Genomic DNA, 21,058 nt, shown 5'->3' with positions numbered 1-21,058 from the left:
TGCTGCGATGATGAACCTCGCTGAATATCGCAAACGCCCCGCTCTGCTGGCTGACTTCCTGCCTTGGGCCGCATTGATTGCGCCCGGCGTCGTGCTCAACAAGGACGGCAGCTTCCAGCGCACCGCGCGGTTTCGCGGGCCGGATCTGGACAGCGCAACACCCGCCGAACTGGTCGGCACCACAGCGCGTCTGAACAACGCTCTGCGTCGGTTGGGCTCGGGCTGGGCGATCTTTGTCGAGGCGCAGCGCAACGTCGCCAACCGCTATCCCGACAGCCGTTTTCCCGATGCGGTCTCCGCGCTTGTCGACATGGAACGCCGGGCGCAATTCGAGGAACACGGCTCGCATTTCGAGAGCGCGTATTTCCTGACGCTGTGCTGGCTGCCGCCGGCGGAGGACGCCGCCCGCGCCGAGGCCTGGCTCTACGAGGGCCGTGCCCGCACCGGCGTCGACGGCCATGAAGTGCTGCGCGGCTTCGTCGATCGCACCTCTCGCGTGTTGCAACTGATCGAAGGCTTCGTGCCCGACGCGGCGTGGCTCGATGACGCGGAAACGCTGACCTATCTGCACGCCTGCATCTCGACCAAACGTCATCGCGTCCGTGTCCCCGAGATCCCGATGCAGATCGATGCGCTGCTGGTGGATGAACCCATGACCGGCGGACTTGAGCCGAGATTGGGGGCGCAGCATCTGCGCACGCTCAGTGTGATCGGGTTTCCGACCGCGACCTATCCGGGCGTGCTCGATGAACTCAATCAGTTGGCCTTTCCGTATCGCTGGTCGACGCGCGCCATCATGCTCGACAAGACGGATGCCACCAGGCTGCTCACCAAGATCCGCCGGCAATGGTTCGCCAAACGAAAGAGCGTCGCGGCGATCCTGAAGGAGGTGATGACCAACGAGGCCTCGACGCTGCTGGATACGGACGCCGCCAACAAGGCCGCCGATGCCGATGCTGCCTTGCAGGAACTCGGCAGCGACATGATCGGCCAGGCCTATGTCACCGCCACCATCACGGTGTCGGACACCGACCCCGCCACAGCCGATGAGAAACTCCGTCTTGTCGAGAAGGTGATCCAGGGCCGCGACTTCACCTGCATGGTCGAGACGGTGAATGCGATCGAGGCCTGGCTTGGCTCCCTGCCCGGCCATGTCTACGCCAACGTCCGGCAGCCGCCGGTCTCCACCCTCAATCTCGCCCACATGATTCCGCTGTCCGCGGTGTGGGCGGGGCCGGAACGGGACGAGCATCTCGGTTCACCCCCGCTGTTCTTCGCCAAGACCGAAGGCGCGACCCCGTTCCGGTTCTCTCTCCATGTCGGCGATGTCGGCCACACCCTGATCGTCGGACCGACCGGCGCCGGCAAGTCGGTACTGCTGGCGCTGATGGCGCTGCAGTTCCGCCGTTACGAACGCAACCAGATCTTCGCGTTCGATTTCGGCGGCTCGATCCGCGCCGCAGCGATCGGGATGGGCGGCGACTGGCACGATCTCGGCGGCGCGCTGTCGGACGACAGCGAGTCCTCCGTCACCCTGCAGCCGCTGGCGGCCATCGATGATGCGGCCGAACGTGGCTGGGCGGCGGAATGGATCGCGGCGATCCTCGCGCGGGAGGGCATCACCGTCACGCCTGAAGCCAAGGAACATCTGTGGACGGCGCTGACCTCGCTGGCCTCCGCACCGCCAAGCGAGCGGACCCTCACGGGTCTGTCGGTGCTGCTGCAATCCAGTGCGCTGAAGCAGGCGCTGCGTCCCTATTGTCTCGGCGGTCCGTTCGGGCGGCTGCTCGATGCCGAAGCCGAGCATCTCGGCGATGCTCCGGTGCAGGCCTTCGAGACCGAAGGGCTGATCGGCAGCGCGGCTGCATCGGCCACGCTCTCCTATCTGTTCCACCGCATTGAAGGCCGGCTCGACGGCTCGCCGACGCTTCTGATTATCGACGAAGGCTGGCTAGCGCTCGACGACATCGGCTTCGCCCAGCAATTGCGTGAATGGCTGAAGACCCTGCGCAAGAAAAATGCCTCGGTGGTGTTCGCTACCCAGTCGCTCGCCGACATCGAGGATAGCGCGATTGCCGCCGCCATCATCGAGAGCTGCCCGACACGGCTGTTCCTGCCGAACGAGCGCGCAATCGAGCCACAGATCACGGCGGTCTATCGCCGCTTCGGGCTCAACGACCGCCAGATCGAGATCGTCAGCCGGGCCACGCCGAAACGCGACTACTACTGCCAATCCCGCCGCGGCAACCGGCTGTTTGAATTGGGCCTCGGCGACGCCGCGCTCGCCTTCGTCGCGGCCTCCTCCAAGACCGACCAGGTCACCATTGCCGAACTTGTCGCCGAACACGGACGCGACGGCTTCGCCGCGGCCTGGCTGCGGCGCAAGGGCAACGCCTGGGCGGCCGATCTCCTTCCCACCTTCACCCCGGAGCCATCCCCATGACCCGCATCCGTTCGCTTGCCGCAATCGCCGCTCTCGCCGCCTCCCTCTTCGCGGCCACGCCATCGTCAGCCCAGATCGCGGTGTTCGATCCGTCGAACTACAGCCAGAACCTGATGACCGCGGCGAATACGCTCAGGCAGATCGACAATCAGCTCACGGCGATCCAGAACCAGACCCAGATGCTGCTCAACCAGGCGCGGCATCTGACCAGCTTGCCGACGTCGCTGCTCAACGACATCGATCGCACCTTCACCCAGACCCAGAACCTGCTCCGGCAGGTCGACAAGATTGCCTATGACGTGCAGGCGATCGAGCAGACGTTTCAGAAGTATCAGGGCTTCAGCGCGTCGCAGAGCGATCAGCAATTGATCAACGGCGCGCGTGACCGCTGGCAAACCTCCGTCTCGGCGTTTCAGCATTCGATGAGTGTCGGCGCCACCACGGTCAACAACCTTCCCGCCACGCAATCGCACACCGATACGCTCGTCAGCGCCAGCCAGTCGGCGGTCGGCGTGCTGCAGGCGAGCCAGGCCGGCAATCAACTGCTCGCGGTGCAGGCGCGGCAGCTCGCCGATCTCACCGCGCTGATGGCGGCGCAAGGCCGGGCGCAGTCGATCGAACAGGCGAGGCAAGCCGCCGGCGAGGACCAGGCGCGCGAACAGGTCCGCCGCTTCCTGACCGGTGGTCAGGGCTATCAGCCGCAAACCGTGCAGATGTTCCACTGAAGGACGACGCCGATGCGCGACCGCGTGGCCATCACGATCCTTCTCGCTGCGTGTGTTGCGGGCTGCACCGCGCCGCTGCGCTGCGGGCAGGAGGCCGCGATTGGCAATGCCACCGAGCCGAGCGCGCTCGACGGCCGGCTCGTGCGCTGCAGTGCGCTCGACCCGAAGGTCGCCGCCGACGACGCCGACTGCAAAGGCGCCTGGGCGGAAGCCCGCCAGCGCATCCTGCCAACACCATCGGGGAAATAACCATGAACAACACCGGCGTGATTGATCATTTCCTCGACGTCTTCACCCGCTACATCGATTCCGGCTTCGGCCTGCTCGGCAGCGATGTCCAGTATCTCAGCGCCACCCTGATTGCGATCGACATCACGCTGGCCGGCCTGTTCTGGGCGATGGCCGCGGACGAAGACGTCATCGCACGGCTGATCAAGAAGACGCTCTATATCGGCTTCTTCGCCTTCATCATCGGCAACTTCAATTCGCTGTGCCGCGTGGTGTTCGAGAGCTTCTCCCAATTGGGGCTCAAGGCGTCGGGCTCGGCGCTGTCGTCGGCGGATTTTCTGCGGCCGGGGAAACTGGCGCAAGTCGGCGTCGACGCCGGCAAGCCGCTGCTCGACGCCGCCTCCGGCCTGATGGGCTACGTCTCCTTCTTCACCAACTTCGTCCAGATCTTCGTGCTGCTGGTGGCGTTTCTGGTCGTGGTCATCGCCTTCTTCATCCTGGCGGTGCAGCTCTTTATGACGCTGATCGAATTCAAACTGACGACGCTTGCGGGCTTCGTGCTGATCCCGTTCGCCCTGTTCAACAAGACCTCGTTCCTCGCCGAAAAAGTGCTCGGCAATGTCGTCGCCTCCGGCGTCAAGGTCCTGGTGCTCGCCGTTATCGTCGGTATCGGCACGTCTCTCTTCAGCGAATTCACTCAAGGATTCGGCGGCAACCAGCCGACCATCGAGGACGCGCTCGCGATCATGCTGGCGGCGCTGGCGCTGTTCGGGCTCGGCATCTTCGCGCCCTCGATCGCCGCGGGGCTTGTGTCGGGCGCGCCGCAGCTCGGCGCGGGCGCCGCGGTCGGGACTGCTGTGGCCGCAGGCGGACTTGGCGTCGCCGGCGCAATGGCGGCAAGCGGCGCCGTGGGCGTTGCCGGCGGTGCAATCGGTGCCGGCACACGCGGCGTGGCATCAGCCGCAGGACTATCGCCGGCCTCAACCGCGTCGACTTCAAGCGGCCCACCTGCCTGGGCGCAGCGCCAGGCCCGCAGCCAGACCATTAAGCATGGCGCCTCCGCCGCCATTCATGCCGTGCGCTCCGGCGACCACGGCGGCGGCTCGAATTCCGTTCCTCTCAATCAGGATGACCGCGCATGACTCTGTTCCGCCGACCGAGCGTCCGTTACGGCAAGACGCCCGCGCCCGAGACGCCGTATCAGAAGGCAGCCCAGGTCTGGGACGAGCGCATCGGCTCGGCGCGAGTCCAGGCCCGCAACTGGCGGCTGATCGCCTTCGGCAATCTCGCGCTCGCGGCCGGTCTCGCGGGTGGTCTGGTCTGGCATGCGACACGCGGCACCGTCGTGCCCTGGGTGGTGCAGGTCGATCAGTTCGGCCAGGCGCAGGCGGTGGCACCAGCGGTCGCCGACTACAAGCCGACCGATGCACAGATCGCCTGGCACCTGGCGCGTTTCATCGAGCAGGTGCGCGCGATCCCGGTCGATCCCGTCATCGTGCGGCAGAACTGGCTGTCGGCCTACGACTTCGTCACCGATCGCGGCGCGCTGGCGCTCAACGACTATGCGCGCACCAACGATCCCTTCGCCAAGGTCGGCAAGAGCCAGGTCGCGGTCGATGTCTCCAGCGTGATCCGGGCTTCATCGGACTCGTTCCGGATCGCCTGGACTGAGCGCCGCTACGAGAACGGCTCTCTCGCCGCGACCGAACGCTGGACCGCCATTCTCACCATCGTCATCGAGACCCCGCGCGACACGGAAAAGCTGCGCCGCAACCCGCTCGGGGTCTTCATTCACGCCCTCAACTGGTCAAAGGAGCTTGGCTGATGCGACCCCGCACCCTTCTTCACATTATTATATGCACGTTGCCGGCCGCGGGTTGCGCCAACACCTGGAAGCCGCCGCAGATCGGCTATGACGATCTCGAGCCGGCGGTGCTGCAGGCCGACCCGCCGAAGCCTGTCCAGGTGGTCGAACTACCGAAACCCCTGCCCCTTCCCGGCCAGCTCAAGCCGTTGCCGGGAAAGACCACGGCGAAACCCGAGCCGAAGGATCCGAAGGAGCGGGTCGCCAAGGCCAATGACGCCGCGCGGGTGCAGCCGACACGTCACGGCTATCTCAACGCCGTGCAGGTCTATCCCTTTGTCGAGGGCGCGCTCTATCAGGTCTATACCGCGCCGGGACAAGTCACCGACATCGCGTTGCAGGATGGCGAGCAACTGGTGGGATCGGGTCCGGTCGCCGCGGGCGACACGGTGCGCTGGGTGATCGGCGACACTGAAAGCGGGACAGGTGCGACCAAACGGATTCACATCCTGGCAAAGCCGACGCGGCCGGATCTCACCACCAATCTCGTCATCAACACCGACCGGCGAACCTATCTGATGGAGTTGCGCTCCACGGAGAAAACCTACATGGCCTCGGTGTCGTGGCAATATCCACAAGACCAGTTGATCGCGCTGCGCCGGCAGAACGAACAGGCGGATGCTGCGGCGCCGATCGACAGCGGCATTGACTTGGGCAAGCTGCGCTTCCGCTACGCGATCGAGGGCGACGCGCCGCCGTGGCGGCCGACGCAGGTGTTCGATGACGGCGCCAAAGTCTATATCGAATTCGCTCGGGGCATCAGCCAAGGCGAGATGCCGCCGCTGTTCGTGATCGGCAGCGATGGCGCGACCGAACTCGTCAACTACCGCACGCGGCAGAACTACTACATCGTCGACCGGCTGTTCGCGGCGGCCGAACTTCGCCTCGGCGGCGACAACCAGCAGAAAGTCCGCATCATTCGCACCGACGGATGGAGGTTGTGGTGAGCGATCAGCACCCCCATCCCGACGATGCGCTGGCCGCGCAGTTGCGGCTGCATCCGGAGCCGCCTCGCGTGACGCGACTTTCCAGAAAAGTACTGGCCGCTCTCGGGAGCGTGGTCGGCATCGCCGTGCTGGGCGCGATGATCTACGCGCTGCAATCGCGCGGTATGCGAACCGGCAACGGCACTGAGCTCTACTCAACCGACCACAAGACCACCGCGGACGAACTTGCGAGGCTGCCGAAAGACTACACCGGCCTGCCGCAGGAAGCGCCGCCGCCGCGGACAGTCCCGCAACTCGGACCTCCCCTTCCCGGCGATCTTGGCCGGCCCATTCTCAACGCCCAGGGCGGTGCGACCGGGCTCGATCCAGGTGAACAGCGGATCGTGCAGGAGAATGAGGCGGCCCGCGTCAGCCGCGTGTTCGCCTCGACCAATGTGCGCCAGGCCATCGCGTCCGCCGCCACGACGCCCGCGGCATCGCCGGCGAACGCGCTTGCGCCTGACACCAAACCGCCGCTCGATCCGGATTCGTTGCAGAACATGCAGGACCGCAAGCTCGCCTTCGCCAATGCCGTGCCCGACAAGCGCACGGTGAGCCCAGACCGGCTTGAGCGTCCCGCATCGCGCTACATCGTCCAGGCCGGTGTGGTGATCCCGGCGGCGCTCATCACTGGCATCCGCTCGGATCTGCCGGGCGAGATCACCGCGCAGGTCACGGAGAACGTCTATGACAGTCCGTCCGGCAAATATCTCCTGGTGCCGCAGGGTGCGCGGCTGATCGGGCAATACGACAGCCAGATCTCCTTCGGGCAGTCGCGTGTGCTCCTGGTGTGGAATCGCATTATCATGCCGAATGGCCGATCGATCGTGCTGGAGCGGCAATCGGGCGCGGACCGCGCGGGTTATGCGGGTCTGGAAGATGGCGTCGATTACCATTGGGGCAACCTGCTCGGGGCGGCTGCGATCTCCACGCTTCTTGGCATCGGCAGCGAACTGGTTCTCAGCGGCGACAACTCGCTGGTGCGAGCGCTCAGAACCGGCAGCCAGGACACCATCAACCAGAGCGGCCAGACCCTGGTGCGGCGGCAACTCAACGTGCAGCCGACGCTGACCATCCGGCCGGGATTTCCGGTGCGCGTCATCGTCAACCGCGACCTGGTCCTTGCGCCTTATAAAGTCTGATGAGGATGACAATGAGCAAGCTCAAGCTCGGAGCGCTACCGGACGACAAGCCGATCAAGCTCACCATCGAATTGCCCGCTTCCGTGCATCGCGATCTTCTTGCCTATGCCGAGGTGCTGACGCGTGACACAGGGCAGTCGGCCGATCCGATCAAACTGATCGCGCCGATGCTGGCCCGCTTCATGGCGACGGATCGCGCGTTCCGAAAGGTGCGGAAGACCGTCCCGTTCGCAGCCGATCAATCGCCCCGATCGTGACGGGATCGGAGCGGTCTGTCATCGGCTCGCGCAGCGTGTCGAGGAAGGTCCGAAGCGCCGGATTGTCGTTGTGGGGCATCCAGCAGGCAAAAAACGGCACGAGGCTTGGCGTGTGTCCGTCGGTGAGCAGACGGTAGACGATACTGGAATGCTCCGTGCTGGCGTCGGATTCATAAACCAGTGTCACGTCATGTCCGAGCCCGATGAGACTGAGCGAGAAGTCATGCCCGATGTTGTGATGATGGATCGTCGGCATCGGGCCCGTGCGGTTGAGCTTGTGCAGCAGGAGTTCGCCGAGATCGGGACCCGGATCGCGGCCGAGGATGACGTGCTCCTTGCGCAGATCGTCCCACGCCAGCGGCCGCTTGCCGGCAAGCGGATGCGATCTTGGCATGGCCACGAGGATATTCTCGCGCCACAACGCCATGACTTCGTGAGAGCCGTGGCGGGTGTGATCGGCAACGATCGCGATGTCGATCGCGCCGGCATCGAGGCGTTTCATCAGATCCTTGCGCTCGCCGTCGGTGTATTGGATCTGCACTGCGGGAAACCTGTCCCGATAGGCCGCGAGCGCCGCGCGCAACCGGCCGCGCCACGGCGACACAGAAAGTCCGATCCGGAGCGAGCCGCTGTGTCCGCGCCTGGAGGCGGAGGTGTTGACCAGCACCAGATTGAGGTCATTGAGCACGCGGCGGATTTCCGCGATGAATCCCTCGCCGGCGACGGTGCGCCGCAGCCCGTGCCGGTGACGGGTGAAGAGCTTGACGCCGATCTGGGTCTCGAGCGCGCGGACGCGCCGGCTGATGGTTGATGCGGGAACGCTGCATTGCTGTCCAGCCTTTGAAAAGCTGCCCTGCTCAGCGGCGGCGAGCGTTTGGATCAAGGTCACAAGCTCGGTGCCCCTGATCATCGCGGCACACGCCCCCGACAGGATTGCCGCGGCCTCGGATTGCGGTTGGAAGGCCGCTTCGATGCCTTGGGATTTTCTATTCGCCCAATACAATGGGCCGGTTTTTCCGCCGGTCACTCACCTGCGACCGACAGCCATCATTTCTTTGCCGACCGAGTGAACAACATCCCGGAACACGACAATCTTATTAAAGACAACTGAGCGGCTTCCAACCTGCAAAGTCTCGGGATGGACAGGCATGCACAAAGACGTGACTGGAGATTTCATCTCAACAAGATCAAGCCACGGGGAAAGTTCGTATCTCGTTTAATTCGGCCCAAATATAGACGACCTCGACTTCGCCGCGGTCACGATCGCCACGCCGGTGGGCCAATCGGTGACGAGCAGATACATCCATACCCTCGACATGACGCTCATCATGGCGACGGACACGATCTCCGGCTACATCCAAGGGCCTCTTCGACAGAGAGTCGTGAAATTTCCGGCGAGGGCTATCGCGGATCGACTGGATATCAGGCCTTGTCAGCCCGTCAGATTACCGGCAGCAAATCCTACGCGAGAAGCATGTGAAGCCAAGCGCCATGACCCGACCCGATATTGCTGCGTTCGTGCGGGGTTGCCCTTTAACCCGCCGAGCCCCTGCTTGAGGCCTTCCAGCAGCAGGAGGATGGCGACCCCGCAGCCGCGCGCGACTGCGATGTCGTCAGGGTGCAGTGGCCCGAAATGAAACAATTCGCGGGCCGATGGAGCGGCAACTGCCAGGGTAAGCATCGCGACCGTCGACGCCGTTGCCGACCACAAAGCCGGATTGCGCCGACGGAACGCCGCCCACAGCGAGGCGCACTTTGAACGGTTGACGAGGACGAAGCCGAGATTGGCCGCAACGAGCGTGGTGAATGTCAACGCGCGCGCGTCAGCCTCTTGCAAACCCTGGCGCAGCGCAAGCGCGAACAAACTGGCGACCAAAGCAGCATCAGTGCACCCTGTACTAGCTCCCAAGCGATATGCCGAGACCCAAAGAGCGTTTGCTCGGGCGCGCGTGGCTGGCGGTTCATCTGCCTCCTCTGCCTCCGTATCGAATACGATAGAACACATCGGATCGATGACGAGTTCGAGAAAGGCGATGTGCAGCGGCCAGAAAACAAGCGGCAACCCAAAGAGAAGTGGGATCAAGGCAGGCCGGCGATCAGAACGTGGATCGCAAAGATTTAGGCCGTCGCCTTGCGAAGATTGTCGTAGATGCGGCGGCCAAGGCGGACGGCAGCAACGATTGCGGCAAATCGTCGTCAAGCAGAACGAACGCTGCCGCCTCCTTGGCTACGTCGGTTCCGCGGCCTCCCATCGCGAGCCGATATGCGCCGCCTTGAGCGAGGGCGCGTCGTTGCCCCCGTCTCCCGTCATCGCGACAATTTCGCCGTTGGCTTTGAGCGCTTGGACTATGCGCAACTTTTGTTCCGGTATCGTGCGTGCGAACACCGTCGCACTGCGGGCTCATACAGCCAGTTCGGCGTCGTTCATGCGGTCAAGATCGGCGCTGGACACGACGTCGCTCGCGTTCAGTCCAGCTTGTTCCGCGATCGCCCACGCCGTGTCTCCATGTAGTCGCCGGTAATCATCACGACCCGCATGCTGGCTGAGCGGCATTCGCGGACAGCAGCCGGCACGGTCGGACGCAGCGGATCGGCCAGCCCAACGAGGCCGATAAAGCAGAATGATAGATCGCGCGGCGTTTCCGGCATCGCCATATCGCGCGGCAGTTCGGCAATCGCAACACCGAACACCCGCATCCCCTGCCGCGCCATCTCGTTGACCTTTCCGGCGAGCCGGGCGTGATCATCGGGCGAGAGCCCGGACAGACCGGCAATGGCCTCAGGCGCGCCCTTCGTCGCGGCAACCTGGCTGCCGTCGTCCTCCCATTCCCAAAGATTAGTCACGGCGAGTAGACCAGGACGCAGACCGTACTCCCGTTTAAGTGATAGCCCACGATACGGTGTGCTCGCCGCGAACGTGTCACTGCCAGGCGCGCGAAATGCCTTCTCGGTCGGGTCGAATGGATCGCGCGCGTTCGCAAGGATGCCGTATCGGATGAATTCAGCCGTAGCGCCGGCTGGCTCGCCGTCTCCCGTCCACCATCCCTCGCCCGCAGCGCCAAGGGCGACGATCGTCATGCGGTTTTCCGTCAAGGTGCCAGTCTTGCCGGTGCATACTCCGCCGCCCGCCACCGTTTGCAGCGCTGTCTAAGCGCGGGCCGGAAAGGCAAGACCATGAATAGGGCCGGTAGACCAGGATAGGAGCAGAAACCGAATATATGCTTCCGCAGTGCGGCAATGCGCACCAGTGAGACAAGCGCTGTCACCTCAGCGATTGGCAGAATCTCAAACTGCTACAGTTGCTCGCGCTCATGACTGTTTGTCGCCTGCTGAAGTGTCGTTTGCTCATCCATTGACACCGAGTGATGTTCGATATTGTGATAATGGATCGTTGGCAGTGGCCCCCGCACGGTTGAGCTTGTGCGGCAGGAGCGCGCCGAGATCGGGGCCGAGGATGACGTGTTCGTTGCGCAAATCGTCACAAGTTAGCGGCTGCTTGCTGGCGAGCTGGTGCGCCTCGGAATTGCAACGAAAATTCTCCCTCGCCACAGCGTGATCGCCTCATGGAAGTCATGCCGGATGTGATCGGCGACGTCTCATAAAAAAGCTCAGCGACAATTTGAGGCACTCTTTATTCTCAAGCCGTTTTGGCAATGAAATTGACCGCCCCGGCAGCAGATTCCCGCAGCAAGCGTCCGCGTAGTTATGGGCTGCCCCAACTTGTATTGGTTCGCACGGATCGCGCGGCGATCAGATCTGAGCAGATCGCTAAGGAAACTCGCTCGGGCGCAGCTACAAATTGACTCGGACAACGACCGCGCGGTTTCTGTCTCAGCGACCTGGCGGAGGCGGAATTCTGCGTGAGGTTGCCGGCTGACTCGGCATCGGCAACAGAAGGGGGGTGCTCGGCGTCCGGGGAGCAGCGACTGGGTCTGTTTGCGCCCCCTGATACGCCTCGATGCAGCGTCGCGTTTGATCCGGATCATTGAGCTGGGTGCATTCGTTAACGTTTTGGGTGTTTGGCCAGCGCGACTGAGCTTGTGCTGTTCCCGGTTCGAGAAACAGGAGGGCACCAATCGCGACAAATACACAAAAACGAGCTTTGGAACTCATGATCTTATCCCTCGATTGGATTGCAGGAAGAGACATCCTGGCGATGCCGAATTCATGTCCTTGCAGCCACACATCATAGCGATATGACATATTTCTTAGTAAACCTATCCCAACCACGTACCGAGCAAACTTCTTGTTGAGGCCAGCAACGTCCTCAGCAACAGCAGGTCAATTAAGAAACCTACGGGACCACTCGTTGGCCTCCGCTTCGCCGCCGATCGAAAGAACCGCAAACGGCTGCAGCTATATCCGGCACAACCGTTTGGAAAACCAGAAGGCGTCAGCCACCTGTTCCGATGATCCCTGGCGCTGATGCGCTATCCGCTGCCTGTCTTCTGACTGGCGCTGCGGAGGTCAAGCCGCCTTGGGGCTGAAGATTTGCCGGGTCAGGCTTATCGGCATTCCCGTGGACCCGAAGCACAGGACCTTGCGAAACGGCAGCAACAGGAGACGCCGGAATGGCTTGCTGGTGTTCCGGCGCCCATGGTTCGTATTTTTCTTGTGCCAGATATTTCTGAACAATGGATCGTTCGGCAACGGGATCAGCAAATCGCCAGATCTTTCGGCGTGCCCCCTCCACAACAGTGGCATAAACTGCCAGATCAATCGCCTGACGGACCGCGAGTTGCGTGGGTTCGGTACGCGTGATGCCTGCTTCCGCCTGAAGTAGCTTGTTTACGGCGACGTATTTAAACGCACTGCCCTGAACCGACACGGAATAGACTGTTTTTGTGGTTGTGACGCTGGTCAGCACCTGTCCAGACTGAACCGACACCACGCGCATGGCGACAGTCACGGTATCCTTGCGGTACTTTGCATCGCCACCAATTCCGAGATAATTGGCACCCAGCCCCCCGGTCACCACGTTGCCATCGAAGGCGATGATACCGCCCTCAATGATCAACCCCGCAAAGTGAAGCGGCGGCAGCGGCCGTGCGTTGTCTCCATCGATTTCCTTGCGGGTTGCGGTGACGAGCTGACGCTCCTGGAGAAGACTTGCGAGGCCGGTTCGTTCGACCACGGTGAACCAGCTTCCGTTGCCGGCGCGACGCAGTGCATCGACGGCGAAAGCTGTTCCGCCCTGCGTCACCGCACGTGAAAAAACAGCTAGGTTATCGTTAGGTTCATTTTTGCCGGTCAGGTCGGCAAACTGATAGACAGCGATATCGACCTTGCGCTTCGCCCGCGGCAATGTCTCAAGCTCCGCCGCCGTCACGGAAGGCAGCGTTACGGTTGGCGCTTCCTCGAGAAACTCGCGCGCGGGTGGAGGAGCACATCCGGCCAGGCCCAGCAAGCCCACGACGACAATTAAGAACCAACCCAAGCGCACCTTACGCAACCCCCCAGAGCCCAAGAAGTCCAAGCCACGGCAAACAACTCGTCACGGAATTAAACCGGCGCGCTCATCAACTAAGGCCCCGCCGGCACCACGATATTCGTAATCGAGGTGCCGTCATTGATCGCGATGTTGATCTGGTTGCCGACTTTTGCGAACGTAATCGACGTACTTCCAAAGCTGAAATTGCCGGATGTCTGGGCGTTGGCGCCGAAAATCGCCTGGGTGATCTGGTTCGCGAATGAGCTGAGCAACTGGCTCTGCAACTGCGCCGCAAAGATCTGCCCTGGCGTCAGGGCCGAGCTTCCACTGCTGCTGCCGCGCGCGGCCGCAGCTGCGGCTTGTGCTGCGGTCTGATTGGCGAGCGGAATGTTTTGTGCGTTAGCCAGGCCCAGCAGATTAGGACCATTGTTCGGATTGCCGCCGAATGAGGGATTGACCGGCTGATAGACCAACGTTCCTGCGCCCGCCCGCCCGCATGCCGCAACAACCAGCATCGCGGCAACGACCAGCATCGCGGCGGCAACCAGCATTCCAGGCCGCAGTCCAAGCGGGAAAACCGGCCATGGACAAAATCCATAGGTCGTTATCGCAGCCGCCTGAATGATAGGCCCATCGCATTTGCGTGCGATGTCAGCACGACGATCTGGCACGGACGTCCCCTATCCCAAAAACGCGCATGTCAGCGCAGCGCGATCCGCACTTACCGGCAACCCGCGCCCACCAACGACTAGATAGAAGACAACTGACGGCAGCCTAACCTGCAAAAAAATAGCGAAAAATTTACGATTCGCCCGGCCGGCTTCAGCCATCCCGCCAAGGCAGCGACTATCCGCCTGCCTGCGGTCCATTCCGCTCAAGCTCGCGGAAATCGGCGGAGAGTCCTAACGCTGAATTTAGGAAGCCAGCGCTCGGCTAAACGACCTCAAGCCCGGTTGAGCCTCGTCGGGGAAGCCGCATCATTTCCGTCCGATTCCGGTCTGGGTGACCGAGACCGACTGATTGCTGGCCGTTTGCGTGATGCTGTAGGACAAATTCTGGCCAGTCTGATTGGAGCTGTAGCTGTTGTTGCTGGTCCCGTTCGGAGTCGTGATCGTATAGGTATTCCCGTTTCCGGACTGGATGCCGCTATAGGTATTGCCGTTGCCGTTGACCGTGACATTGAAGGTGTTGTTATCGCCCAACTGGTTGGTCAGGAGCGCGTTGGAACTGCCGTTTGCTGTCACCGTCGAGGTATTGCCGTTGCCGTTCTGACTGGTCACCAGCGTGTTGGAATTGCCGTTCGCCGTCACAGTCGAGATGTTGGCAGTGCCGGCCTGCGCCTGCGACGTGACATTGCCGCTCCGGAACGCGCCGAGCGTCACATCGCTCGAGGCCACGTTGCTGTTACCGCTCTGATTGATCGTCGCGTTGTTGCCGCCGAGGCCAGGCGCGGCCGCGTTCACGATATAGGCGCCGGTGTCCGTATAGCGGGAAATGTCCGTATAGGGCGACGTCGCCAAGAGTGTCTGGGCGCTTGCGGATGAGGCGGCGAGCGACGTCGCCAAAGCCATCGCTGTGAGCGAGGCAGATGCTTTGAAATTCATTTCGACTCTCCGTTTGGCAACGAGCAATTGTAGGTCCGATAATTCACCGTAACCGAGAATTCGGTCTTGTAGTCGGCGTTCGGATCCACATTGAAATTGGCGAGACCGACATAAGTCTCCGTATTCGCGTCGAAGGTGACGGGGCCGCCCATCTTGATGTTGGATGATCCGGCCGGACCCGACCTCACGACATGCAGGGAGTAGATGCCCTGGCCGGCCTCGGGGCTCACCACGCGCCCGCGCACCTGCACTTTGTCGCCAACATTCTCGCGCACGACGACGCACACAATTTGGGGCGATTGATCCAAGGCGGCCATTGCTCCACTCCCGCAATGGCAAAACTTTTACCCCGGCCAAGGCGGTCGGGGCAAGCAGACTGCAACGATTTATTAAGCAAATATCCGGTTTGGCTAATGAAGAAAGGCGCGCTGAACTACTGGCGGATGTGAGCCACGTTGCCGCGGCCGTTTTGTGAAACAAATGCGACGTTGTTGTTCGATACCTGGTTTACCGAGAGCTGATTGGTGCTACCGACCTGGCTGGCGATGATCAGATTGTTGCTGCTGGACTGCGCCAGCCACGCAGACTGGTTGTTGCCGTTCTGCGAGGCGCTGATCTGGTTGGAGTTGCCACTCTGGTTGACCAATAGGGTATTGCCGAGACCCGTCTGGCTCGCGATCAGGAGTTGGTTGAAGCCGCTTTGATCGGCGCGCAGGCTGTTGCCGCCGCCATCCTGCATGACAGTCGCCGACAAGGCGGTGCCATTCTGACCGAGCCTGGCACCGTTGCCATTCCCAGCCTGCTTCATGCCGCTGGCGTTCTGCATGCCCGCCTGGATCACCTGAAAGGTGTTGCCGCTGCCGTTCTGCACGATCGTGATCGCGCTGCTGTCGGCGTTCTGGGTGACCGTGGCCTGATTACGGGTGTCGCTCTGGGTGATGACGATGACATCGCCGCTAGCGGGTGCCTGATAGACGACAAAACTCGCTGCGGTGGTGCCGGTACTGATAACCGACGCCAGCGTCGTGGTGGAGGCCAGCACCGCTGTAAGTCCGGCCATCAGACCCATGCTGAAAATGTTGACCTTCATAACCCGCTCCCCCTGCCGCATTTTTGCAATGCGCGAAGCATCGCAGAGGGGTGGAAAGCCGCCTTTAAACTGGCCATTCAAATTGTAGCAAATCGAACCTCAGCGCCCCGAAGGGCACTGAAGCCGGGGATATTAGCTAACGGCGCGCTAATATCACGGGCTCGCGGATTATTGCCTGATGGTCAGCGAGTGTCCGGCACCACTCTGGCTGTAGGTGGCGGCATTGCCATTGCTCCGCGCGGCCTCCGCTCCCTGGGTCACGATCGCCGAATTACCCAGCGCCGGACTGTTACCGCCGCCGGCCTGCGTACCGACGATGGTGTTGTTGCTGCCGTATTGCGACAGCGTTGCCAGTTGGTAACCGCCCGACTGACTCGAACTGGCGTTGTTGATGTTGCCATTCTGGTACAGCACTACGATGTTGCGGGTATCCGACTGGATCAGGAGCGCGATATTTCCGTTGCCGATCTGATCGCTCAGCGTCACCTCGTTGTCGCGGCCGGTCTGGTTCACCCTCAAGCGGCCAGAGCTGCCGGACTGGGTGTTGTGCGCTTGGTTGCCCGAGCCGTCCTGCACGAAGGTCGCCGCATTGCCGAGCACACCGGTGCCACCGACTGACTGGGTGCTGAACACCTGCTGGCTCGCCCCGTGCTGGATGACCGTCGTAGAATTACCGATGCCGTTCTGGTCGCTGTTCGCCGCGTGACCGCCGCCGCCGTCCTGCGTAACAGCGAGGCTGTGCTGGCTACCGAGCTGGTTGGACAGAACGCTATTGAGATTGCTCGGCCCGCTTTGAACCACGGACAACACGAGATTGGCCCCGTTCTGGGTGGTGCTCACCGTGTTCGAACTGCCAATCTGGCTGATCGCGGCAGTGTTGCCGACGCCACCTTCCTGCAGGACGCTGAAATCATTGTCGTTGCCGGTGGTCGACAGCTCCACCGAATTGTGATCTGCGCTTTCTTTCTGCTCGATGGTATGGGTGAAGGCGATCCAGTTGCCGTTGTTGTCACCGATCTGATTGATGATCACTCTGCCGGTGTTGCCATACTGATAGATGCTGGCAAGGTTCGTCGAGCCGGACTGCACGCCATTTACCGTATTATTGGCACTCTGATGGGGCGCGCCGGTATTGGCCTGAATGATGTGGATGATGTTTTTGCCGGTACCTCCGGTGTTGTTCTGGGTGAACGCCGTGAGGGCGGTGCCGACTTGACCGAAATTGGCCTTGGTTTGATCAATGTTGGCCGTCTGGACGCCGACCTGCACGAGGAAGGTGGTCGAGCCAACAGCGAGCGCGGATGGTGCCGGCGCAAGAACAAACACGCATGCGGAGACCAGCAACAGCGTTCTCATGGCGCAGTCTCCTTAATCGAAGTCGCTGTCATGTTAAATGACGTACAGCTCATGACAATGTCAGGCGGGCGTGAGCCCGCCTGACATACTTCGCGAGACAAGCCTTGCGGCTTACTGCCTGACGACCGCGCGATTGCCGGTGCCGTTCTGCACCGTTGTCGCGGTGTTGTTGCTGCCGACCTGGCTGACGGCGGCGTAGTTGGCGCCACCACCGAATTGATTGACGTTGATTGTGTTGTTGCTGCCGAGAGCGCCGGCCGTGTAGGCGATCGTTGTTGCACCCACGTCCGGCGCATGGCTCGTGAAAGACGCCCCCTGGAGCAGATAGGCGTTGTTGCCGCTGCCGCCCGACTGAGTGACCGTGATCTTGTTCGGAGCCGCCGCGGTCGCCGCGCTGTTCTGGTAGGCGACGACAATGCTGTTGAGCGAGGACGTATCCTGGGTCACGCTCAACCGGCCGTACGTGCCATTCTGCTCCATCAAGGTCACCTGGTTACCCGAACCTCTCTGGGTGTACTCGGCGTTGCCGTTGGAGCCCGACTGAGTATTGCTGATCGTGTTGTTGGTGCCGGTTTGTACCAAGTCGGCTTGGTTCGAGTTGCCTAACTGACTGTTGGTGATCGTGTTGCGGGTGCCGGACTGCACCACATCAGCAATATTCGAGGTGTCATACTGGTAGTTGACGATGTGGTTGCTGTCGCCGGTCTGCGATTGCACAGTCAGCCTGGCGTTGTTGGCGGACTGATAGCTGACGATCACGTTGCCTTCGCCATCCTGCGTGGTAACCGTCAACGTATTGCCGCTGCCAAATTGGCGCGCACTGACTCCGTTGTTATAGCCAAGCTGATTGTTCACGGTGACGTGGCCGAACGAGCCGTACTGCTCGTTACCAATAGAGTTCTCGATGCCGCCCTGATTGCTCACAAGCAGATGATTATTGGTGCCAGTGTCCTGGATGTTCATCACGAAGCCGTATTCGCCGGTCTGCGCGATGCCGGCGGTCTGGTACGTGCTGCTCTGCGAGTTCTCGATCGCTCCGCCCGTCCCCGCCTGCGTCGTAGTAAGACTGTTGTTGCTTCCCTGTTGATAGTTGTAGACGTTCAGGTTAGCGCCCGACGCACTTACGGTCCCCTGCTGGATGGTGGCGGAGAGAGAACTGCCTGTCTGGAACGACCTGGCCGAAGACCCGGAACCATACTGCCATAGATTTAATGAGTTCCGCGTCGCCGCGGTGTTCGACGCGGCACTCGTCTGAATGAGGTCGCCCGCGTAATTGTAGCTGCCGCTCTGGGTCACGGCGATGCTCTGGTTAGCGCCGACCTGCCCGAGCCGAGCAATGTTGGAGCCGCCATTCTGAGATACCGTCGCTGTGTTGACAGTGCCAGACTGCCCGCCGCCGAGGTTGTTCGCTGACACCAGTCCATGGACTTGGTTCGAGCTGCCACTTTGGATGATGGTGATCACGTTGTTGCCGGTGCCGGCCCCGTCGCTCTGCGAGAAAACGACCGTGCCAACAATGCCGCCGGACTGGTCGATGTCAGCACTCTGAGCCGTGCCGCTCTGGGTAAGATTTGTGGACGAGCCGCCGGCGAAGGCGGATGCCGCGAACGCCACGATGGCAGTGGTCGTGAGAAGAAGCTTCTTCATGATGATAATCTCCAAAAGATACTAGCTAAAACGCTATCGCACGTCAGGTGGGCACCTACCCACCTGACAGATTCCTCGCCGCATGCCTGAGGCCTACTGCCTGACGACCGCGCTGTTGCTGGTGCCGTTCTGCACTGTTGTCGCCGTGTTGTTGCTGCCGACCTGGCTGACAGCGGCGTAATTGGCGCCGCCGGTTTGGCTGACAGTGATCGTGTTGCCGCTGCCGGCCACACCGGACGTGAGGCCGATCGACGCGTCGCCCGCCACAGGCAGCGTCGACCCGAACGCCGCACCCTGGAGCACATAGGCATTGTTGTCGCTGCCGCCCGACTGCGTGACCTTGATCTTGTTCGGAACAGAAGCAGTCGCCGCGCTGTTCTGGTAGGCGACGACGACGCTGTTGAGCGAGGTCGCATCCTGGGTCACGGTCAACTGCCCGTAGGCGCCAACCTGGTTTTGCAGAATCGCCCGGTTAACCGAACCGGTCTGGCTATACTCGGCGTTGCCGTTGGAGCCGGACTGAGTATTGGAGATGAAGTTACCGCTTCCGGACTGCATCGCCACACGTGCGGTATTGGAGGTGCCAGACTGGACGCTCGCGATCGTGTTGCCGCTGCCGTTTTGCAAATCAACCGTAAGACGATTGAAGGTGCCCGGCTGAACGTTGCCGATCGTATTCCCGTTGCCGCCCTGATTGATCACAAGCAGATCGTTTTTGTCGCCACTCTGGAAGTTACGCACCACATCCGAACCGGAGCTGTTCTGCGTGACGGCGACGGTGTGGTTTGTACCGGCCTGCTGGTTCTGGATATATCCACCTGTGCCCGCCTGCATCGCAGTAAAGCTGTTGTTGCTTCCCTGTTGCTCATTGTAAATCTCCAGCAGACTGCCCGAGGCGCTTGCGCTCCCCTGCTGGATGGCGGCGGAGAGAGAACTGCCTGTCTGGAACGACCTAGCCAAAGAACTACCAAACTGCGACAGAGAGAGTGTATTCGGCGTCGTCGATGGATTTGCCGGGGCGGTAGTCTGCAAGAGATATGCTGCGTCATTGTTGTTGCCGCTTTGGGTCACAGCAATGCTCTGGTTGGCACCTGCCTGGCGCACCCCAACAAGATTGGCGTTGCCGCTCTGATTCACCGTGGTGCTGTTCGCGGTACCGGACTGTCCGCCGCGCGGATCGTAGTTGATGTTCAATCCGTAGACCTTGTTGGCGCTGCCTCCCTGAGTGATCGTGAGAACGTTGGCGCCGGAACTGCTGCCCCCGTTGTCCTGCTGGAAAACCACGGAGCCTGTGGTGCCGCCCGATTGGTCGATGTCAGCGCGGTGACCCGCGCCGATCTGGGTGAGCGTGGTGGACGAGCCGCCGGCGAAGGCGGATGTCGCAAACGCCACGATGGCAGTGGTGGTGAGAAGAAGCTTTTTCACGGTGACAACTCCCTTAAAAGTCATGATTCAGACATTGAACGATGATCGTGATGGCGGAATTCCGCCGCCCCTCGCCAAGGCTAGTCGCTCCGAGGAGCGGGGGGCTGCGCCGCGGCCAAATTCGCCATTGCTGCTTGATGATAGGGGCGCTGCCGTTCTGGTTGGCGACTCTTCGCACCGCGAAGTGCTCGACGCCGAAGCGTTACGCGAGCGCCGGCAAAAGGAAGCGGACGCGTCAGTCCAAACAGCTTCAGACCCGAGAACCAACCCTCGCGCGTGACATCGCAATGCCGACCCAACGATTTGTGACAAATACCCCACTCGCCCTCAAACAGTTCAAGAGTCAGTGCCGCGGAACTCCGCAATCACTAACGAACAGTTAAAAGACAACTGGCCGGGGCCCAACCTGCAAAAATTATCGAAAATTGTTGAGAAGCGCTTGGCTGAAGCGCTCCCCTCGGCCAGCCAAGGCACCTGCGATCCACACCACCGAATCTTTGCCTGCGGCAATGCGGCATAGTGAACTTGCCTGCTCTGATATCGGCACCGCCCTCAACGGATTGACAAAACTGAAAATCAGCCAGAGAAGTGACGCGCCAGCAGTATGTTATTCATACGTTAGTGACGCTGCGTTCTTTCCGCGAGGTTATGCACCCGTAAAGAACTACCGGTCCGAGACAGGTTAACGCCGCACAGGCTGGGGATAAATTAGTCTGATGCTGTCTCTTGATGATCCGCGTTGGGGAGACGTTCAGCACGCCTACGGCGGTGCCGCCGATGTGCCGGACTTATTGCGGGTGCTAGCCTCATCAGCGGGACCAAAGGCCGGGGCCGCTATCGCAATGAGATATGGTTCAGTC

General features: G+C 61.6%; 21 protein-coding genes. 9 read left to right on the top strand and 12 right to left on the bottom strand.

Annotated elements, in window-relative coordinates; all coding sequences use genetic code 11:
- The first annotated feature begins 7 nt into the window (after window positions 1–7).
- Genes trbE through ACP7AL_RS10520 form a run of 8 tightly spaced genes read left to right on the top strand, consistent with a single transcriptional unit; the run spans window position 8 to window position 7,645 of the window.
- On the top strand, window positions 8–2,443 hold the full coding sequence (gene trbE / locus ACP7AL_RS10555) for a conjugal transfer protein TrbE (RefSeq protein ID WP_024921566.1): 2,436 nt from the start codon (window positions 8–10) through the stop codon (window positions 2,441–2,443).
- The gene (gene trbJ, locus ACP7AL_RS10550) at window positions 2,440–3,168 is read left to right on the top strand and encodes a P-type conjugative transfer protein TrbJ (protein ID WP_024921567.1); all 729 of its coding nucleotides are present in this window, start codon (window positions 2,440–2,442) and stop codon (window positions 3,166–3,168) included. The genes trbE and trbJ overlap by 4 nt, the downstream gene beginning before the upstream one ends.
- 12 nt (window positions 3,169–3,180) lie before the next feature.
- Window positions 3,181–3,417: a putative entry exclusion protein TrbK-alt gene (trbK-alt, locus tag ACP7AL_RS10545; protein WP_024921568.1), complete on the top strand. Its 237-nt coding sequence runs from the start codon at window positions 3,181–3,183 to the stop codon at window positions 3,415–3,417.
- Between the two features lie 2 nt (window positions 3,418–3,419).
- Complete coding sequence (gene trbL / locus ACP7AL_RS10540; protein ID WP_024921569.1) at window positions 3,420–4,538, top strand: P-type conjugative transfer protein TrbL; 1,119 nt, start codon at window positions 3,420–3,422, stop codon at window positions 4,536–4,538.
- The gene (gene trbF / locus ACP7AL_RS10535) at window positions 4,535–5,221 is read left to right on the top strand and encodes a conjugal transfer protein TrbF (RefSeq protein WP_024921570.1); all 687 of its coding nucleotides are present in this window, start codon (window positions 4,535–4,537) and stop codon (window positions 5,219–5,221) included. Before trbL ends, trbF begins: the two co-directional genes overlap by 4 nt.
- Window positions 5,221–6,207: a P-type conjugative transfer protein TrbG gene (trbG, locus tag ACP7AL_RS10530; protein WP_024921571.1), complete on the top strand. Its 987-nt coding sequence runs from the start codon at window positions 5,221–5,223 to the stop codon at window positions 6,205–6,207. Before trbF ends, trbG begins: the two co-directional genes overlap by 1 nt.
- Window positions 6,192–7,388 (top strand): TrbI/VirB10 family protein, encoded by a 1,197-nt coding sequence (locus tag ACP7AL_RS10525; protein ID WP_034459617.1) that lies wholly within the window; start codon window positions 6,192–6,194, stop codon window positions 7,386–7,388. The genes trbG and ACP7AL_RS10525 overlap by 16 nt, the downstream gene beginning before the upstream one ends.
- Window positions 7,389–7,399: 11 nt before the next feature.
- Window positions 7,400–7,645 (top strand): DUF2274 domain-containing protein, encoded by a 246-nt coding sequence (locus ACP7AL_RS10520; protein ID WP_024921573.1) that lies wholly within the window; start codon window positions 7,400–7,402, stop codon window positions 7,643–7,645.
- Here the strand turns inward: ACP7AL_RS10520 and ACP7AL_RS10515 are convergent.
- Window positions 7,569–8,555 (bottom strand): LysR family transcriptional regulator, encoded by a 987-nt coding sequence (locus ACP7AL_RS10515; protein ID WP_425991130.1) that lies wholly within the window; start codon window positions 8,553–8,555, stop codon window positions 7,569–7,571. The genes ACP7AL_RS10520 and ACP7AL_RS10515 overlap by 77 nt on opposite strands.
- A 45-nt stretch (window positions 8,556–8,600) precedes the next feature.
- Between ACP7AL_RS10515 and ACP7AL_RS10510 the strand changes: the two genes are divergently transcribed.
- The gene (locus tag ACP7AL_RS10510; protein WP_160166488.1) at window positions 8,601–8,756 is read left to right on the top strand and encodes a hypothetical protein; all 156 of its coding nucleotides are present in this window, start codon (window positions 8,601–8,603) and stop codon (window positions 8,754–8,756) included.
- A 321-nt stretch (window positions 8,757–9,077) separates the two neighbouring features.
- On the opposite strand, the gene ACP7AL_RS10505 is transcribed toward ACP7AL_RS10510, so the two are convergent.
- From ACP7AL_RS10505 to ACP7AL_RS10455, 11 genes are all read right to left on the bottom strand, one after another.
- The gene (locus ACP7AL_RS10505) at window positions 9,078–9,728 is read right to left on the bottom strand and encodes a cation transporting ATPase C-terminal domain-containing protein (RefSeq protein ID WP_024921575.1); all 651 of its coding nucleotides are present in this window, start codon (window positions 9,726–9,728) and stop codon (window positions 9,078–9,080) included.
- Window positions 9,729–9,872: 144 nt separating this feature from the next.
- The gene (locus ACP7AL_RS10500) at window positions 9,873–10,031 is read right to left on the bottom strand and encodes a cation-translocating P-type ATPase (protein ID WP_081758546.1); all 159 of its coding nucleotides are present in this window, start codon (window positions 10,029–10,031) and stop codon (window positions 9,873–9,875) included.
- Between the two features lie 80 nt (window positions 10,032–10,111).
- Entirely contained in the window at window positions 10,112–10,723 is a 612-nt protein-coding gene (locus tag ACP7AL_RS10495; protein ID WP_152544207.1) for a hypothetical protein, read from the bottom strand.
- 1,315 nt (window positions 10,724–12,038) lie between these two features.
- Window positions 12,039–13,088, bottom strand: coding sequence for a CsgG/HfaB family protein (locus ACP7AL_RS10490; RefSeq protein ID WP_152544213.1), 1,050 nt, complete (start codon window positions 13,086–13,088; stop codon window positions 12,039–12,041).
- An 80-nt stretch (window positions 13,089–13,168) separates the two neighbouring features.
- Window positions 13,169–13,747: a curli assembly protein CsgF gene (locus ACP7AL_RS10485; RefSeq protein WP_347339950.1), complete on the bottom strand. Its 579-nt coding sequence runs from the start codon at window positions 13,745–13,747 to the stop codon at window positions 13,169–13,171.
- A gap of 306 nt (window positions 13,748–14,053) precedes the next feature.
- Window positions 14,054–14,680, bottom strand: a complete 627-nt coding sequence (locus ACP7AL_RS10480; protein WP_024921579.1) for a hypothetical protein — start codon at window positions 14,678–14,680, stop codon at window positions 14,054–14,056.
- Window positions 14,677–14,997: a curli-like amyloid fiber formation chaperone CsgH gene (gene csgH / locus ACP7AL_RS10475; protein ID WP_024921580.1), complete on the bottom strand. Its 321-nt coding sequence runs from the start codon at window positions 14,995–14,997 to the stop codon at window positions 14,677–14,679. Before csgH ends, ACP7AL_RS10480 begins: the two co-directional genes overlap by 4 nt.
- 116 nt (window positions 14,998–15,113) lie before the next feature.
- Entirely contained in the window at window positions 15,114–15,851 is a 738-nt protein-coding gene (locus ACP7AL_RS10470; protein WP_152544208.1) for a hypothetical protein, read from the bottom strand.
- 87 nt (window positions 15,852–15,938) lie between these two features.
- The gene (locus ACP7AL_RS10465) at window positions 15,939–17,126 is read right to left on the bottom strand and encodes a hypothetical protein (protein WP_024921582.1); all 1,188 of its coding nucleotides are present in this window, start codon (window positions 17,124–17,126) and stop codon (window positions 15,939–15,941) included.
- A gap of 111 nt (window positions 17,127–17,237) precedes the next feature.
- Complete coding sequence (locus tag ACP7AL_RS10460) at window positions 17,238–18,773, bottom strand: beta strand repeat-containing protein (protein WP_152544209.1); 1,536 nt, start codon at window positions 18,771–18,773, stop codon at window positions 17,238–17,240.
- A gap of 93 nt (window positions 18,774–18,866) precedes the next feature.
- Window positions 18,867–20,198 carry a beta strand repeat-containing protein gene (locus ACP7AL_RS10455; RefSeq protein WP_160166489.1) on the bottom strand — a complete coding sequence of 444 codons (1,332 nt, stop codon included), beginning with the start codon at window positions 20,196–20,198 and terminating at the stop codon, window positions 18,867–18,869.
- Window positions 20,199–21,058: the final 860 nt, after the last annotated feature.

This window comes from Afipia sp. DC4300-2b1 (genome assembly GCF_049895725.1).
Taxonomy (GTDB): domain Bacteria; phylum Pseudomonadota; class Alphaproteobacteria; order Rhizobiales; family Xanthobacteraceae; genus Afipia; species Afipia broomeae.
Note: the sequence above shows the minus strand (reverse complement) of the source record. Positions and strands in the feature narration are given on the sequence as shown.